General features: G+C 69.7%; 16 protein-coding genes and 2 pseudogenes. 4 read left to right on the forward strand and 14 right to left on the reverse strand.

Translation table 11 applies throughout. The annotated features are described in order from the left end of the window. The coding region (locus tag GJ632_RS10525) for an oligopeptide/dipeptide ABC transporter ATP-binding protein (protein ID WP_191452887.1) at positions 1–898 on the forward strand (898 nt) is incomplete at its 5' end. A 4-nt stretch (positions 899–902) separates the two neighbouring features. On the opposite strand, the gene GJ632_RS23570 is transcribed toward GJ632_RS10525, so the two are convergent. The 4 genes from GJ632_RS23570 to GJ632_RS10540 form a co-directional block, all read right to left on the reverse strand. Continuing rightward, positions 903–1058: a hypothetical protein gene (locus GJ632_RS23570; RefSeq protein ID WP_231751478.1), complete on the reverse strand. Its 156-nt coding sequence runs from the start codon at positions 1056–1058 to the stop codon at positions 903–905. Beyond that, complete coding sequence (locus GJ632_RS10530; RefSeq protein ID WP_231751479.1) at positions 1016–2362, reverse strand: metallopeptidase TldD-related protein; 1347 nt, start codon at positions 2360–2362, stop codon at positions 1016–1018. Before GJ632_RS10530 ends, GJ632_RS23570 begins: the two co-directional genes overlap by 43 nt. 123 nt (positions 2363–2485) lie before the next feature. Then, on the reverse strand, positions 2486–3538 hold the full coding sequence (locus tag GJ632_RS10535) for a succinylglutamate desuccinylase/aspartoacylase family protein (RefSeq protein ID WP_191452888.1): 1053 nt from the start codon (positions 3536–3538) through the stop codon (positions 2486–2488). Positions 3539–3707: 169 nt separating this feature from the next. Continuing rightward, complete coding sequence (locus GJ632_RS10540) at positions 3708–3956, reverse strand: hypothetical protein (RefSeq protein ID WP_191452889.1); 249 nt, start codon at positions 3954–3956, stop codon at positions 3708–3710. A gap of 384 nt (positions 3957–4340) precedes the next feature. Between GJ632_RS10540 and GJ632_RS10545 the strand changes: the two genes are divergently transcribed. Further along, positions 4341–4958 (forward strand): class I SAM-dependent methyltransferase, encoded by a 618-nt coding sequence (locus GJ632_RS10545; protein ID WP_089811353.1) that lies wholly within the window; start codon positions 4341–4343, stop codon positions 4956–4958. A gap of 11 nt (positions 4959–4969) precedes the next feature. On the opposite strand, the gene GJ632_RS10550 is transcribed toward GJ632_RS10545, so the two are convergent. The 5 genes and pseudogenes from GJ632_RS10550 to GJ632_RS10565 all read right to left on the reverse strand — a co-directional run bounded on the left by GJ632_RS10550 (position 4970) and on the right by GJ632_RS10565 (position 10167). Then, entirely contained in the window at positions 4970–5596 is a 627-nt protein-coding gene (locus tag GJ632_RS10550) for a V-type ATP synthase subunit D (protein ID WP_343161125.1), read from the reverse strand. A 155-nt stretch (positions 5597–5751) separates the two neighbouring features. Further along, a pseudogene (locus GJ632_RS10555) lies at positions 5752–7628 on the reverse strand (methyl-accepting chemotaxis protein). A gap of 189 nt (positions 7629–7817) precedes the next feature. Next, complete coding sequence (locus tag GJ632_RS22085) at positions 7818–7982, reverse strand: hypothetical protein (RefSeq protein ID WP_177232724.1); 165 nt, start codon at positions 7980–7982, stop codon at positions 7818–7820. Between the two features lie 110 nt (positions 7983–8092). After that, positions 8093–8707, reverse strand: coding sequence for a bifunctional 2-polyprenyl-6-hydroxyphenol methylase/3-demethylubiquinol 3-O-methyltransferase UbiG (locus tag GJ632_RS10560; protein WP_191452891.1), 615 nt, complete (start codon positions 8705–8707; stop codon positions 8093–8095). Positions 8708–8838: 131 nt separating this feature from the next. After that, a complete protein-coding gene (locus tag GJ632_RS10565; protein ID WP_191452892.1) occupies positions 8839–10167 on the reverse strand; it encodes a cytochrome P450 in 1329 nt (442 codons plus the stop codon). An 85-nt stretch (positions 10168–10252) separates the two neighbouring features. Between GJ632_RS10565 and GJ632_RS10570 the strand changes: the two genes are divergently transcribed. Next, positions 10253–10948 (forward strand): helix-turn-helix domain-containing protein, encoded by a 696-nt coding sequence (locus tag GJ632_RS10570; protein ID WP_089811361.1) that lies wholly within the window; start codon positions 10253–10255, stop codon positions 10946–10948. 36 nt (positions 10949–10984) lie between these two features. Here the strand turns inward: GJ632_RS10570 and GJ632_RS10575 are convergent, their stop codons facing one another. Then, complete coding sequence (locus GJ632_RS10575) at positions 10985–11671, reverse strand: helix-turn-helix domain-containing protein (RefSeq protein WP_089811363.1); 687 nt, start codon at positions 11669–11671, stop codon at positions 10985–10987. Between the two features lie 136 nt (positions 11672–11807). Here GJ632_RS10575 and GJ632_RS10580 point away from each other — a divergent pair, with 136 nt between their 5' ends. Continuing rightward, entirely contained in the window at positions 11808–12602 is a 795-nt protein-coding gene (locus GJ632_RS10580; protein ID WP_191452893.1) for an alpha/beta fold hydrolase, read from the forward strand. 72 nt (positions 12603–12674) lie between these two features. On the opposite strand, the gene GJ632_RS10585 is transcribed toward GJ632_RS10580, so the two are convergent. The 4 genes and pseudogenes from GJ632_RS10585 to GJ632_RS10600 all read right to left on the reverse strand — a co-directional run. Beyond that, positions 12675–13748, reverse strand: a complete 1074-nt coding sequence (locus GJ632_RS10585) for a DUF2891 domain-containing protein (protein WP_191452894.1) — start codon at positions 13746–13748, stop codon at positions 12675–12677. A 68-nt stretch (positions 13749–13816) separates the two neighbouring features. Then, positions 13817–14371, reverse strand: a complete 555-nt coding sequence (locus GJ632_RS24740; RefSeq protein WP_191452895.1) for a phosphotransferase — start codon at positions 14369–14371, stop codon at positions 13817–13819. Beyond that, positions 14368–14904 (reverse strand): phosphotransferase family protein, encoded by a 537-nt coding sequence (locus GJ632_RS24745; protein WP_191452896.1) that lies wholly within the window; start codon positions 14902–14904, stop codon positions 14368–14370. Before GJ632_RS24745 ends, GJ632_RS24740 begins: the two co-directional genes overlap by 4 nt. Positions 14905–14956: 52 nt before the next feature. Beyond that, a pseudogene (locus GJ632_RS10600) lies at positions 14957–15422 on the reverse strand (hypothetical protein); the annotation flags it as partial.

Here is a 15422-nt window from a genome sequence, read left to right on the forward strand (position 1 = left end):
GGGGATGTCGCTCGTGAAACTCCACGAACCGACGGGCGGCGACATCGTCTACGACGGCAAACAGCTCTCGGAGGCGAGCGACGCCGAACTGAAGCAGTTCCGGCAGAACGCGCAGATGATCTTTCAGGACCCCTTCGAGAGCCTGAACCCCCGGATGACGGTGTACGACACGGTCGCCGAACCGCTCCGCATCCACAACATCACCAACGAGACGGCGCGGGTCCAGCGCGCGCTGGAGTTCGCCGAACTGCTGCCCGCAGAGCAGTACTTCGACCAGTACCCGCACGAACTGTCGGGCGGCCAGCGACAGCGTGTCGCCATCGCCCGCGCGTTGGTTCTCGACCCGGACTTCATCGTCGCCGACGAACCCGTGTCGATGCTGGACGTGAGCCTCCGGGCCGGCGTGCTGTCGCTTCTGGACCGGATGACCGACGAGTTCGGGCTGTCCGTCGTCTACATCAGCCACGACCTCTCGCTCCTCCGGCACATGTGCGACCGACTCGCCATCATGTACATGGGGAAGATAGTCGAGAAGGGGCCGACCGACCAGATAATCGAGAACCCCCAGCACCCCTACACGCGCTCTCTCATCAACGCGGTTCCCGTCCCCGACCCGGACGTGGGGCGCGAACGCGTCGAGCTACAGGGTGAGGTCGGCGACATCATCGACGTGCCCTCCGGTTGCCGGTTCAAGGCGCGGTGCCCGGACTACATCGGCGACGTCTGCGACTCGGTGGTCCCGCCGTTAGAGCAGAAGGCGGACGTCGACGCGGACCAGGACATCGCCTGCCACCTCTACGAGAGCGCCGAGGGGTACGACCCCTACGCGGAGATGGGGCAGTCCGGCCCCACGACCGACGCGGGCGACGACACCGCCTCGACGCCGGCGGACGACTGACTCCCTACGCCTGTTCTTTCAGCGGGGCGCGCAGTCGGACGGCCGGCGCGGTCACCGCGAACGGGAGTTGCGACTTGTGTTTCTCGCAGACGCCCGTCACCGTTCGACGCGCGGCGCTCAGCGCCGACATCGTCTGCAGTACCTCGGGTTCGTAGTCCAACGCGAGGCCCTCGACGCGCCCGGCGCGTTCGCCGTCGTCGAGGCGGTACGCCTCTTCGACGGGGAACTCGGCGGACCCGCAGTCGGGGCGTTCCTCGGTCTTCTCGTCGATGTCCTTCGCGTAGAGCACGCTCGCCGGGAAGACGCCCGACCGCTGGACGCGTTCGAACTCGTCGCGGAACCACGGGTTGCCGAACCGTTCGACGTAGACGTCCGCCTCCTCGCGGACCGCCGCGCGAGTGGCGTCGCCGGGTTCGACGCGAGGTGGCGGGCGTGGATGCGCGGCGGTTGCCCGTGGCCGAGGCTCGGGACGGCGTTCCCGGCGGGGAACGCGTCCGAGTCGGCCGCACTCGCCGTGTTGTGCAACAGCGTCGTTATCCGGCCGTCCGAGACCAGTCGGGTCGGCGTCGACGGCCGGGCCTCGGCGTCGTAGGCGCGGGCGCCCCACGACCCGGCGTGGACGGTGTCCTCCATCGAGAGCGCATCGGGGCCGATTCGGTCGCCGAGCGAGTACGGACTCATCCCCATGTAGATGGTGTCGGCTTCGAGGTAGTGCGAGACGAAGTGGAACAGTTGGCCGGCCGCCCGCGGACTCAACGCGACGACCGTCTCCCCCGTCGGGGCGTCGGCGTCCGGGGCGTCAGAAAGCGCCCGCGCGTCGGCGGCAGCCTCCCCGAACAGTTCGGGGAGGTCGTCGAGGAACGCCGCCCCCTCCGTCGACCCGTCGTGTCGGCGCACCGTCGGTCCGTCTTCGAGGTCGAGACTGCACGTCACGTTCGCTCTGTCGAGGGTCGTGCGGACCGTACTCCCGGTGGTGGTGCCGATCCACTCCTCGATGTGCGCGTCGGCGTAGTTGACCCAGATTCGGCGGAGGTCCAGGTCGTCCGCGGCGGCGAGTCCGTCCTCGACCGCGGCCACCTTGTCGTCGAGGCCGACCGCGTCGATCGGTTCGGTCGCCCAGCCGTCGTGCACCGCTCTGTGGGCCGTCTGGGCGTCGAACCTCGCCGGTTCGTCCTGTGCGAGCACCTGTCCGCTCCGTATCGCGCGCCCGGCCTCGTCTTCGAGGCTCTCCTCGTCGAGGTCGGTGGTGTACCGGTAGTCGGCCGCGCCGTCGGCGAACACGCGCAGCCACACTCCCGTCTCGGTGAACGCGACTGTCTCGCGCGGCCCCTCGTGGGTCACGACGGCGTCGGTCTTCTCCTTGTAGACGCCGCCGACCTCGGCGTACGCCACCGCGTCGTCGGTCTCGAATCGCTCCAGCAACCAGTCCATCGCGTCCACGACGTCCTCTCGTTCCTCGGTCATCGACGTGTCGTACGCGACCGCCCCACATGAAACCCCGACGAATCGCTTGCAGCGACGTTCGCGAGCGACGGCCTCGCGTCCGCTTCTCGGCCGGTCGGGGGCGGTCGCTCGCCGCGAGCGGAATCAGTCTGACCGGTCCCACAGGAGGGGTTCGTCGTCCGGGACGGCGACGTCGAGGATGGGGTCGTTCTCGTAGACGGCGGCGCCCTCGTGTCGGCTGAGGACGTACCCCGGGTACTCCGTCGCCACCTCGGTCTTCGTCTCTCCGTGCGGGTCTACCACCTCCGCGACCGTCTCGCCGGCCGTTATCCGGTCGCCCTCTCGGACCCGATACCGGACGATGCCCGCGGCGTCGGTGTGGGGGTGGACGCGTCGCTTGAGGGGACCGCCGGCGGAGAGACCGAACTCGGTCGGGGGCGACGCCGGTTCGTCGAGCATGTCGGACGTGACGAGGACGTTCCGCAGTCCGGCGACGGCCGCCGCCCGGGCGTCCGCTTCGACGACGAACCGACCGCCGAGTTCCGGCGTGAACGCCGCGATTCCGTCGGCGACGGCCGCGCCGGTCAGCGTGTGACTCAGCGACCGCCGTTCGGTCTCCTCGCGCCCGAACTGGTTGACGACGGGCAGACCGAACGCCTCGGTGAGTTCGACGATGCGGTCGCGCAACGCGGCGGCCGCGGCTTCGTCCCTGTCGCGGCCGTACCCCACTCGCGGCCGAATCGTGTACGGGTGCGTCTGAATCCACGACGTGTGGAGCGACACCACCACGTCCGCGCTCTCGCGAATCTCGTCGTACACCCGTTCGCAGACCAACTGCTGGGTCCGGGGCGGCGTCTCGCCGCCGTCGCCCCGCCCGAAGTACCGGTTCGGGTCGTCGCCGTGATAGTACGACGTTCGCTCGTTCGTCCGGAGGCCGGCGGGGTTCATCACCGGGACGCAGACGACGGTCCCCGCGAGTGCCTCCGGGCGGAGTCGGGTCGCGAACTCGTGGGTGGCCGCCATCCCGGTCGGTTCGTCGCCGTGGACGGTGCCGGTCACCCAGACCGTCGGCCCGGACTCCGACCCCTCGACGACGACGACCGGGAGTCGTTCGGACTGTCCGGTCGGGAGGTCCGTCACCGACAGGTAGCCGGTGGCACGCGTGCCGGGGGCGGCGTCGGCGCTACCGACCTTCATTCGCCGGTCTGCCTCCGCCCCGCGCCGTCCCGTTCGTCCGCGATTCGCCGTCTTGTCGCCGTGTGGTGCGGCCGCGCCGCCCGTCCCGCTTCGTCCATGCCGGGAGATACCGACCCGCACGGCATGAATCCCCCTCCTCCGCGGTGTCGGCCCGAGAACGGGCGGGGGGTTACCGTCGCCCCTCGCGCTTTCGACGCTGCTCTTCCGCTTCGGCCTCGTAGGACTCGGCGACGGCGGTGTCCTGCAGTTTCCGGCGGTACTCCCAGACGCCGGCCGCGAGGACGACGACGCCCAGTACCGCGCCGCGCAGGGGCGTCCCCGCGAGTGCGAAGTAGGCGAACGCGGCGACGGCGAACGCGACGGAGAGACCGAGTCCGACCGTCGCCCACCCGTTCCGTCGGAGTCGGGAGTTCGGCATGTCTCTCCGTATCGGGACCGCGGGTATCAAGCTTCGGGAGGCCCGACCCGACGCGGCGCACCGTGACCCGGCGGCCGAGGGGACGCCGTCCACGGTGGCGCTCCGAGTTCGGGGAGAGTACCCCCAATCGATTCCGATGTATTCCCTCCCGACAACGGCCGGTTTATCACCTCTGAGCCCGGACAGACGGTGTCAGAGGCACCTTCTTCGCCTTTCTTTTTCGCGCGCCCGTCTCCGGTCGCTCGGACGAACGACTGCTCGGTTCTGACGTTCCCGGACGGCTGATGCTCGTGCGTCGCGTCGAACGCGCCGTCCGCTCCGCGTTCGGGCGGCGATCGCGACGACTCCGCGGAGTCTTTAGTGCTCGGTCCCGTCCGCTCGCGTGTGGAACCGGACGACAACCGCCGTGGCTGGGCCGAGCGCTCCGGGCAGTTCTCGCCCGGCTACTACGCCGACATCGGACCGAACGAGGTCAGCGAGACGCTCGCGACCGTCTTCGAGCACTACGTCGACGAGGACGCCGCGATTCTCGAACTCGGCTGTAGCTCCGGTCGCCACCTCGCGCACCTTCGCGACCACGGCTACGAGGACCTCACCGGCATCGACATCAACGACGAGTCGTTCGAGGTGATGGCCGAGCGCTACCCCGAACTCGCCGAGACGGGGACGTTTCACACCGTCGCCCTCGAGGAGTACCTCCCGACCGTCCCCGACGACGCGTTCGACGTCGTCTACTCGGTGGAGACGCTCCAGCACGTCCATCCCGACGACGTCGCCGTGTTCGAGGAACTCGCCCGCGTCACGGCGGACCTACTCGTCACCGCGGAGAACGAGGGCAACGGCCCGACGCGCGGCCGGGGGGAGCGCGACGTGAGCTACGTCAACGACGAGTTCCCGCTGTACCACCGCAACTGGAAGCGGGTGTTCTCGGACCTCGGCCTCGCGCAACTCCTCTCGGAGTCCGGCAAGCGCGACACGGTTCGCGTCTTCCGCGTCGTCTGAACCTCAGCGCGCTACGCGTCTCGTCGCTCCTCTCTGCGCCGCTTCAGCCACAGATAGCGGTAGTGCTCTTCCTGTTCTCGCTCCTCGAGGTACCGTTTGATGTACCGCCTCTCGGACTCCAGTTCCGGGATGAGCCGGTGGGTGAGGTAGTTGACGCGGATTCGGAGTCGGCGAACCTCGGCGAGAACAACCGCGAGGACGGCTCTCAGCTCAGCGAGCGTGACGACGGACTCGAGGAGGCTCTCGTACGCCGTGGCGAGTTCGTCGTCGAGCGCGCTCGTCCCGACGACGCCGTACCCCCGCTCTTCGAACCACGTCGAGACGTTCCGGCTCAGAAAGATGGGGACGCGGAGACCGAACAGCTTCGTCTCGTCGAGGAGGAGTTCGGGGCGCGTGGCCCGCGCCTCGGCGAGCGCTCTGAGCGCGATGTCGCCCTCCCGTGCGGCCCCGAGGGCGTGGAGGCGGGCGGCCCGACGGTACTCGCCGTCGGCGCGCTCTCGAACCGCACGCCACCGGTCGAGCAGGTCGAGGAGGGCGAAGACGAGGCCGTCTCGGCGCCGTTCGAGGACGTGTTCTCCCTTCTGTGCGATTCTCAACTGGTGCTGAACCTCGACGAGTTCGTGATGCGTCGGCGCCACTCGACCGTGTCGACGCGTCGTCATTCTGTCCGTGGGTTCACACCCGGACGCCATAGCTGTGGTTCCCGCGCCGCGTGAGACGCGCTGTGACTCGGAAAACGGCGCACCCGTCCGGCCCCCGCGGACCGGCGTGACATCGACGCCCCGGTCGGCGTTCAGCGCTGTCGGGACGTCGGTTCCGGCGGTTCCACGGCGTCGGCCCGCGACGTCGGTTCGGCGGCGTCGGTCCGAGCGTCGGTCTCGCACGTGAACGCGTCGAGTTGGTCGATGAGCGTCGTCGTCTGCCCGGTGAGGCTGTCCAGTTGCGCCCGGACCTCGGAGATGGTCGCCGCGCTGGTCTCCGCGCGGTCCGCGAGCGACTCGCTCTGCGACGCCACGTCCCGCGACAGTTCGGCGACGCGCTCTATCGCGCCGACGACCTCTTCGGTCGTCCGAGCGCCGTCGCCCGTCGCCGTCGCCACCGTGTTGACCGAGGCGTCGACGCTCTCGACGGTCTCGGTCAGATTCTCGAACGCCTCGCCGGTGTCGGTCATCGTCGCCTTACCGGTCTGCAGTTGCGCTTTGGTCTGCTTCATCTCCGCCTGCACCCGGTCGACGTCCTGTATCGTCCGCGCGACCGTCTGCTCTATCTCCGCCGACTGGGTCCGCGTCTCGTCGGCGAGCGTCTTCACCTCGTCGCGACGACGGCGAACCCGTCGCTGCCGTTCTGCGCCCGCGCCGCCTCGATGTTGGCGTTCAGCGCCAGCATGTTCGTCTGCTCGGCGATGTCCTCGATGAGGTCGGTGCTCTCGGCGACGCCGTCCATCCGGCTGTCGAGCGACTCGACGAGGTCCGCCAGTTCCGCGACGCTCCCCTCGATGGCTTCGATGGCCTCGATGGCCTCGGCCGCGGTCTGCGTGCCCGACTCGGCGCTGTTCGCCGCGCTGCTGGCCTCCTTGGAGACCTGATCGGCGTTCGCGGCTATCTCCTCGATGGTCGCCGACAGCGACCCGAGGTCGTCCGTCGTGGACTCGAGGTTGCCCGCCTGCGTCCGGAGGTCGGTGGCGAACTCGCGGATGTCCTCGGCCAGTCGCTGCTGCGTCCGTTCGAGCGTCTCGGCGTCGTCGTGGACCGACTCGGTCGTCCGCTCGACGTTCTCCGCGAACGCCCGCAGGTCCACGATGGTCGAGGAGAGCTCTCGCTTCATCTCGCCGAACGCGTCGCTTATCTCGGCGATGGCCGTGATGTCGGTCTCTCGGGGCGCCTCGGCGGTGAAGTCACCCTCCGCCACCGACTCCATCGCGCCGGCGAGTTCGTCGGCGCGAACGAGCAGTCGCTCGTTCAGTTGCTCGACTTCGGCCTTGGCCTCCTCGCTGTCCCTCGCGTTCTGCATCTGCTCTCTCGTCTCCTCGCGGGAGCGTTCGATGGAGAACCAGTTCGCCACCAGCGCCGCGGAGAGGCCGAGGAGGAACGTCGCGTGGACGAGTCCCCACCCCATGGGTCGCGCGACGGCGTCCGGGTGGTTGTACACCGCCTCCGGGTACGACATGCCGAAGATGCTGTGTTCGACGGCCACGTACAGCACGCCGGTGGCGAACGGGAGCCAGTCCTCGTAGACGGCGATGACGCCGACCACGACGAAGAAGTGGAAGTGCGCCTCGATGTAGCCGCCCGAGAAGTAGACCAGGACGGCCGACGCCGTCATCAGTCCGATGGAGACGACGCCGGTCCGAACGCGCCGCGGGAGTTGCGGCACGCTCGCAACCGCCGCCAACGCGACGATGACGCCGACGCCGGCGACCAGATGCTCGAACGGCACGGCGGTGAACGTCGCACCCGTGACGTACGGTTCGGTGCCGGTGAAGCTCCCGAGCGCGTACAGCAACGGCGCGTGGGCCGCGAGCAGTAGCACGATGATCCGGTGACGCGCCCGCCACGCTTCCTCGGGGATGGAGTCCCCCCGAGGGATGTATCTGAAGAAATCCCGCACCGCTCGTTGCATCCGACTCACCCGTGAACCTCCGGTCCCCCCACCCGCGCCTCGATTCGACATGGAACCCTAGTACTCGTTGCCGGTAAAATACATGATGGACGGAAAATCAGTCTTGATAACCAATAGTCGTACACATCTCGCCCGCAATCCCCGGGTGTTCCCGCCTCCGACGAGGGGCCCCGAGGCTCCGCGGGCGAGCGATTTTGCGCCGTCCGACCCGCGCTGCGGCCGTCGCCCGGCCGCCTCGGGTTACGACGGGTGCTGGTGGCTGAGTTTCTCGCCGACCTGCCCCGGCACCGGGGTGCCGCACTCCCTGCACTTCCACGCCGGGTAGACGGTCCCTCGCTCCCGCCGGAGGTCCTGCTTGTACCGAAGCGTCGCCCCGCACGTACACCGGTACTCCGTGAGCCCCATACTCGTCCGTCGGTCGGTGAGCGGCATAACTTCGGTGGAGGTGACGACCCCGCGTCGGCCGTCGGCACCCACCGGTGTCGGCGCGCGGCGCGTGCGGCCGGCCGCCGCCCTCACCGACCGTCGAGGCCGACTTCGGGGTACGACTGCGCCTGTCCGGTCGAGTTGCGGGCGACCAGTTGGGTCCGCATCGCCGTCCGACCGTCGTCTCGGCGTTCGGTCTTCGCGTCGAACGCGAGGACGGTGAGGTCCAACGCGGCGTGGAGCAGTTCGTTCGCTCCGAACCGATACCGGTCGCCGCTCGGTCCCGCCTCGTACTCGTCGGTCGAGCGGAGGTGGTGCTCGTAGAACAGCACCCCGTCGTCGGCCAGCGCTTCGACGATGTCGGGGAGCCTGTCGACCGCACGGAAGAAACTGACCGTGATCAGGTCGTACCGGTCCCGCGTGAAATCGTGGGAGCCGACGTCGACCTGCAGGCAGTCCAGTCGGTCGGCGACGCCGCGGTCACGGGCGCGTTCGCGCGTGATTCGAAGCCCCTCTCGGGACTGGTCGAGTGCCTCCACGTCGTAGCCCGCCTCCGCGAGGAAGACGGCGTTTCGTCCGGTGCCGGCCGCGACGTCCAGCGCGCGCCCCGACGGGAGCGCCTCGACGTACCGCTTCAGAAGCGGTGCCGGCTCCGGGTCCTGTGGGTAGTCGCCGCTTCGAAACCGCTCGTCCCAGTCCGTCATCGCTCGTGCTACGCGGCGGCGCAGGTAAAACGACGGGGGACGGCGTGTCGGACCGCTTCGACGGGCGGCCACGCCCTCACAGGCGGGCGGCACGGAACCCACCGTTCCGGCATCGACCGCGGCTGGTCGAGTTACCCCCGCTCGTGTATCCGTAGCTCTATCGGCTCGCCGGGTTTGAGGTTCGAACTCGCGACCAGTTCCGGCTCCGCGGCCGAGACGAGTTCGAACCGGTAGTCGCGAAGTATCGTCGCCAGCACCGTCTTCATCTCCATCCGCGCGAACCGCATCCCGATGCAGTGGCGCGGCCCGCCGCCGAACGGGAAGTGCGCGTACTCCGGGCGGTCCGCGTCGCCGGCGAACCGCTCCGGTCGGAACGTCGCCGGGTCGTCCCACCAGGCCGCGTCGCGGTGGACGACCCACTGGGGCAGCACCAGCGTCGTCCCGGCGGGAATCTCGTACCCGCCCAACTCGACGTCCCGCGCGGCCTCTCTGAAGAACATGTAGACCGGCGGGTAGAGCCGGAGCGCTTCGTCGATGGCCCGGCCCGTCCGTTCGAGTTCGGGGAGGTGGTCGGCCTCGACCGCCCCCTCGCAGACCGAATCGACCTCCTCGCGGAGGCGGGTCTGTTCGTCGGGGTTCCGGGCGAGACAGAGCAACGCGTACGTCAACCCGAGCGCCGTCGTCTCGTGACCGGCGAACAGGAACGTTATCATGTTGTCGCGGAACTCCTCGCGGCTCAGGTCGCTCGCCTCGACGAACCCGACGAGCGTCGACAGCAGGTCGTCGCCGCGTTCCGCCGGCGACTGGGCGCGTCGCCGCGCCGCCAACTCGTCCACGAACTCCCGGAGTCGGTCGAGTTCCCGCCTGTACCGCCGGTTCGTCGGCGTCGGGACGGTGTCCGGCAGGAACGACCAGAATCGGCTCGTGTCGAACCGCGCGAGGATGGCCGCCGACGCGTCAGCCACAACGGGTTCGTCCGTCACGTCCACGCCGAACAGCGTCCGACCGAGCACCTTCATCGTCGTCGCCGTCATCGCCTCGTTCGCCTCGACGACCGCGCCGTCGCGCCACTCCTCGACCGTCTCGCTCGCGGTGGTCCGCATCTCGGGGACGTACGTGTTCAGTCGTTCGCGGTAGAACGACGGCTGGACGCGCGTCCGTTGCTGTCTCCACTGTTCGCCCTCGGTGACGAACAGTCCTTCTCCCATGGCGTCTTCGAGGTTCCGGGTGAGGACGTCACCCTTCACGAACGCGTCGTGGTCGTCGAGGAGGACGCGCCGAACCGCGTCCGGGTGGGCGACCATGCAGGCGTCAGTCCCGAACACCCGATAGCTCGCTATCGGGCCGTACTCCTCGCGCAATCGTTCGTAGAACTCGAAGATGTCGTGGCTCAGTGCGAACGTGTTGCCGACGACCGGTACCCCGTCCGGACCGGGCGGATAGCTCGCGTCTGCGCTCATACGAGCACGTATTCGGCGCTCGGACGACAGCGTTCTGTCGGACACGTCCGTCCTTTTTTGTGTCACGGCGGTGACCTGCCGGGCGATGCGGTATCTCCAGTTGCGGATTCGGTACCCGCCCGAGGCGCGGCATCCGATGCAGCAGTTCCTCGTCGAGCAGGAGTCGATTCGGCGCGCGTACCTGCGCCACTGGAACTTCTCGAACCCCGACTCCGTCACCACGCTGTTCCACGTCGTCGGCGACGTCGCGACGGGACGCGAGGACTACCTCGCGGCACTCGACGACGTGCCGACGGTCCGCGAGTACGACACGACGCCCGTGGACGACCGCAGTTTCTACGTCTACGTCCGCGAGGCCGCAGACGCGCACGCGCGCCGCCTCCGCGAACTGCTGGCCGACACGGACCTGCTCGTCGTCCCGCCCATCGAGTACGGCACCGACGGCGAGACGGTGTTCGAAGTCGCCGGCGAACCGGCGGAACTTCGGGCGCTGGTCGCCGGCCTGCCCGACGAACTCTCGGTCTCGGTCGACCGACTCGGCGAGTACGACGCCCACCGCGAGTCGCGGGCGACGGCGCTGACCGACCGCCAGCGAGCGGTGCTGGACGTCGCGCGGGAACTCGGGTACTACGAGGTTCCGCGGCGGACCGGCGTTCGAGAGATAGCCGACGAACTGGGCTGCTCGAAGAGCACGGCCGCCGACCACCTCCGGAAGGCGGAGGCTCGGCTGGTCGCGCTCTACGCCGACCGCACGCCCACCGGTGCCGCCCGTCGCGACTGACGGGCGGACGAGTCACCGACCGCTCGGACCGGTCGCTCAGTCGGGCAGGGGCGGCCACGTCGTCGCCACCGTCTCCTCGACGAGTTGGGTCTGGGCGCGCCGCAGTCGCTCGGAGGCCGAAGAGGCGGCGATGCCGAGTTCCTCGGCGACGGTTTCCAGCGACGCCCGCCGCGGGATGTCGAAGTGACCGAGTTCGTAGGCCGTCCGGAGCGCTTCGCGCTGACGGTCGGTCAGCCCGTCGCCCGGCGGCGCCGGCTCGCCGTCGCGGGTCAGACGGGACAGTCGAAAGCCGGCGTTGCGCTGCCAGAACGACGAGAACTCGCCGAACGTCGCCCGGTCGGCGAACCAGCCCGTCTGCCGCCACCCGCCCGGCAACACCTCGATTCGCTCGACGATGGCGTCGGCCGTGGCGAGCGCTTCCAGTCCCGTCAGGTCGTCGAGGTGGTCGCCGAGTTGTTCCTCGAAGCTCAGCGCCGGTCGAATCTGATAGCGACGGGTGTCGCCCGCCGCCCCGATACGCGTCCACGCCCCCACGTCGTACGCGTCGTCGAACGCCTCCTCGACGGCCGCGTGCGCGTCGCCGGTCACGGTGACGAGGAACACGGGCCGCTTGCCGTGGTTGTACTGCAGTTCGAGCGTCGTCGTCACCTCCGGCACGGCCGCCGCCACGCCGGTCAGCGGGAGCGCCTCGCAGTCGATGTCGAATTCGGCGACGAGACCCATACGCTCCCGTCTCCGTCGACGCCCATGTGCGTGTCGGACCGCGCGACGGGACGCACCCTCAGAACTCCGCCCCCACTTAAAAGCCCGAACGACTGAGAGTGTGGCTTAGCCCCGTCGACCGCCAACGGAGAGACGCATGCAGACGACCACGTCCGCAGACGGAACGGAGGTAACGTACGAACGACACGGCGACGGCCGACCGCTGATTCTGCTCCACGGCGGGATGGCCCCCCGGGAGTACTGGAACCCGGTCGTCCCCCACTTCGAGGAGTTCGCCGCCGTCGTCCCCCAGCGACCGGGGTTCGGCACCTGCCTCGACGACCCCGCGGAGACGAGCGCAGACGAGGTGCTGGAACGGGAGGCCGAGTACGTTCGAGCGCTCGTCGACGCCGTCGAGGGCCGCCCGGTCCTGTTCGGGCACTCCTACGGCGCGCTCACCGCGATAACGGCCGCGACGGACGCCGACGTCGAGGCGGTCGTCGCCTACGAACCGGCGGTCCTCCCCGAGGGCGTCCGGGCGGAGGCCGACCTCGCCGACCGCATGGCGACGCTCGTCGAGAACGGTGACCGCCGCGAGGCGGTGAAACGCTACGTCGAGCAGGTCCTCCACCCCGACGGCGTCGACGACCTGGACGCGTGGCTCGCGGAGTGGCCGGTCTGGCCCGACTGCGTGGACCTCGCCGAGGAAGTCGTCCGGATGAACCGTTCGGTCGAGGGCTACCGGCTCCCCGACCGACTCGACGTCGCCGCCCCCGTCCTCGTCCTGACCGGCACCGACGGCCCGGACTTCCTCCGCGAGAGCGCCCGCGCCGTCCACGAGTCGCTCCCGCACAGCCGTCTCGTCGAGTTCGACGGCGTCAGCCACAGCGGTCCCGCCGAAGCGCCGGCACTGGTGGCGGCCGCGGTCGACTCCTTCCTGCACAGTCGGTAGCGGCCGCGAACGCCGTCGCTCGGCGGACTTCGAGTCGAGCCAAGTCGAGTCGCGTCGCGTCGACGCCTCCCGTCAGCGCTCGGGGGCGACGCCGCCCTCGTCTCTCGTCAGGAGGTACAGCACGAACGAGGTGAGCCAGTGTGCGCCCGCGTAGTCCTCGGTGAACGCCGGTTCGAGGCTGTGGTCCACGTGTCGCCGGGCGCTCGCGACGAGTGCGTCGGCGGCCGGGTGGTCGCCGAGGGCGTCCGCGACGTCGGCCATCGCCCACGCCTTCGAGAGGTTCAGCCCCACGAGGTGGAGTTCGAGTCCGCCGCCGTCGGCGTCGACATCGACGGGCCGGAGGATGGCGTCCGACGGCGACTCGGTGAGGGCGGGGGCGAACCCGTCGAACCACTCCCGGAACGCCTCGGGGTCGAGTACGCGTCGCATCAGGTCGGCCTCGGCGAACGCCGGGGAGAGGAAGTCCCACCCCAGCGGTTCGTACTCGACCGGGTAGTCGCGGTCGCTCTGGTAGAACTCGCGGGCCGTCTCAGCGGCCGCCGCCGCGAGGGCGTCGTCGCCGACGACCCGCGCGTAGTCGAGGACGAACTGGAGTGCGAAGGCGGTGTTGTCGTGCGTGCCGACGCGGAACGGCCGGTCCTGCGCGAGGAACTCGCGTTCGACGAGTTCGACGACCCGTCGCTCCAGCGGTTCGAACCGCTCGCGCCACGCCGCCGCCCGGTCGGCGTCCCAGAGGTGCAGTTCCGCGGCGAGGCGCAGGAACCACGCCCAGCCGTACGGCTTCTCGAAGGACTCGTGGTCGGCGAGGTACGACGCCTCTCGCTCGACCTTCTCGCGAGTGATTCGCTCGTCGAGCGTCGAGACGACGTCGGACGCGTCCGGGTGGTCCTCGAACAGTCGGAGTTGGCGGACGAGCGACCAGTGGTTGTGGACGGCCGAGTGCCAGTCGAAACTGCCGTAGAAGACGGGGTGGTCCTCGCTCGGCCGAACCGCGTCGTCCGGCCCCTCGACGGTCCGCGCGAAGTGGGGGTACTCCGTGTCGATGGAGTCCAGCGGGTACGCCGCGAGTTCGCTCTGCAGTTCGGGGTCGATCCAGTCGGCGCGGCCCGACAGCACCGTGGCCGCGTCCGCGGGGAGGGCGTCCATGCGGGATACGTCCCCACGGCATCGATTAGTTCTACTGGTCCGCACGCGCGGTTACCCGTCGTCGCCGTTCACAGGCGGTCGAGACGGGACTCGGCGGCTTCGATGCGAGCGTCGAGTTCTCGCTCGGCGCGGGTTCTGAACGCCGCGTCGTCGAACTCGTCGCCGGCCGCGAGGAACGAGCGGACGGCCCCCACTCTGGCGAACTCGCCGACGCCGAACACGGCCTTCGTCGCGAGAAACGCGTCCGAGACCGGCCGCGCCGCCGCGTACCCGTCGAGGAGGGCGTCTCGAAGGTCGCTCCGCACCTCGTCGCGCCGGGCGATTTCGACGACGTTCTCCTCGACGTCGCGCAACTCCTTCGCGCCGCACCCCGCCTCGGCGTGTTCCCAGTCGAGGACGGCGCGGACGGAGCCGTCGCGGGTGATCAGGTTGTCGGGGGTGAAGTCGCCGTGGAGCAGGACCGGCCCCGACTCCGGGCGGACGAGGTCCGACATCCGTTCGAAGCACTCGACCGCCCGGGCGGCGAGGTCAGAGACGGGCGACTTCCGGGCGGCGTCGGCGTACTCTTCGTACCGGCGGTGGTAGTGGACCCGCCAGTCGGTGACGCCGTCGTCGACGGTCACGCCCCGGACCGTCCCGACACCGACCCGTACCGCTCGAACGCCGTCTGCGCGTGGAGCGTTCCGAGCGCGCGACCCATCTCGCGGACGACCGCTCGCTGTCGTCCCCGCGGGAACGACCGGAACTGACCGATGCTCGACAGCTCGTCCCCGCCGACGTGTTCGACCACCGAGTACGGGTACGGCAGGTCGCCGCCGTCGGGTTCGACGGTCACCGCACCCGGAACCGGCACCGACGTTCGGGCGTCGAGATACCGGTACGCCGCCGCCCCTCGCCGCAACTGCGCCGCCTTCTCCTCCGGCGCGAACTTGAGCACGTACGTCGCGTCGTGGTCGCGGACCGTGAACGCGAACGTGACGCCGCCGTCGCCGGCCGTCGAGTCGCCGTGAATCGCTATCGACGACGCGTCCGGGAACGTCCGTCTCGCCGCTCGACGGGCCTCGGGTTCGCCGACGGTCATCTCGGACCGCCGTTCCGCGGACTCGCGTTCGGCCGCCTGTTCTAGCTCCGTGACGTAGCCTAAACTCGGTAGCATTGCGTGTCTCGCTCGAAATGTGTCTCACTCGGTGTGTTCGTCGGAAGTCGATTCAGGGCGGGAGGAACCCGAGGACCCAGAGCTGCCAGCAGAGTCCGAGTCCCAGGAGGCCCAGCACCGTCTGGTGGACGCGAACGCGGCGCGACCAGTACCCGTTCCGCCACGCGAGCGCCGCGCCGAGGGCCGCACTCGCCGCGAGGAACGCGACGAGCGACGGGAGCGCCAGCACCGCCCGCATCGCCGGCGGCCGCGTGAGGAGCGTGAGCCTGCCGCCGCGCCCCACGACGAACAGGAAGGCCAGCACGAACCCGACGGCGACGACGCTCAGTGCGGTTCCCGCCGCCCGGGCGAGCCACGGGAGAGTGGGCAGGCGGCGTCGGAGTCGCTCTCCGGTTCCCGCGTCCCCGCGTTCGCGCGGCCGTCCCGTCTCCCGCGTTCGTCCTCGGTCCGTCATCCGTCGGCCTCCGTATCGTTCCGGTCGCGTCTGTCTGTCTCCGTACCGTCCCGGCCGCGTCCGT

It is taken from the genome of Halogeometricum sp. CBA1124, assembly GCF_009741955.1.
Classification (GTDB): Archaea; Halobacteriota; Halobacteria; order Halobacteriales; family Haloferacaceae; genus Halogeometricum; species Halogeometricum rufum.

Excerpts from the sequence above, each read along its gene's own strand:
- GJ632_RS10530 (WP_231751479.1), bottom strand. The coding sequence starts at position 2,362 with ATGACCGAGGAACGAGAGGACGTCGTGGACGCGATGGACTGGTTGCTG.
- GJ632_RS10535 (WP_191452888.1), bottom strand. The coding sequence starts at position 3,538 with ATGAAGGTCGGTAGCGCCGACGCCGCCCCCGGCACGCGTGCCACCGGC.
- GJ632_RS10540 (WP_191452889.1), bottom strand. The coding sequence starts at position 3,956 with ATGCCGAACTCCCGACTCCGACGGAACGGGTGGGCGACGGTCGGACTC.
- GJ632_RS22085 (WP_177232724.1), bottom strand. The coding sequence starts at position 7,982 with ATGGGGCTCACGGAGTACCGGTGTACGTGCGGGGCGACGCTTCGGTAC.
- GJ632_RS10560 (WP_191452891.1), bottom strand. The coding sequence starts at position 8,707 with ATGACGGACTGGGACGAGCGGTTTCGAAGCGGCGACTACCCACAGGAC.
- GJ632_RS10565 (WP_191452892.1), bottom strand. The coding sequence starts at position 10,167 with ATGAGCGCAGACGCGAGCTATCCGCCCGGTCCGGACGGGGTACCGGTC.
- GJ632_RS10570 (WP_089811361.1), top strand. The coding sequence starts at position 10,253 with ATGCGGTATCTCCAGTTGCGGATTCGGTACCCGCCCGAGGCGCGGCAT.
- GJ632_RS10575 (WP_089811363.1), bottom strand. The coding sequence starts at position 11,671 with ATGGGTCTCGTCGCCGAATTCGACATCGACTGCGAGGCGCTCCCGCTG.
- GJ632_RS10580 (WP_191452893.1), top strand. The coding sequence starts at position 11,808 with ATGCAGACGACCACGTCCGCAGACGGAACGGAGGTAACGTACGAACGA.
- GJ632_RS10585 (WP_191452894.1), bottom strand. The coding sequence starts at position 13,748 with ATGGACGCCCTCCCCGCGGACGCGGCCACGGTGCTGTCGGGCCGCGCC.
- GJ632_RS24745 (WP_191452896.1), bottom strand. The coding sequence starts at position 14,904 with ATGCTACCGAGTTTAGGCTACGTCACGGAGCTAGAACAGGCGGCCGAA.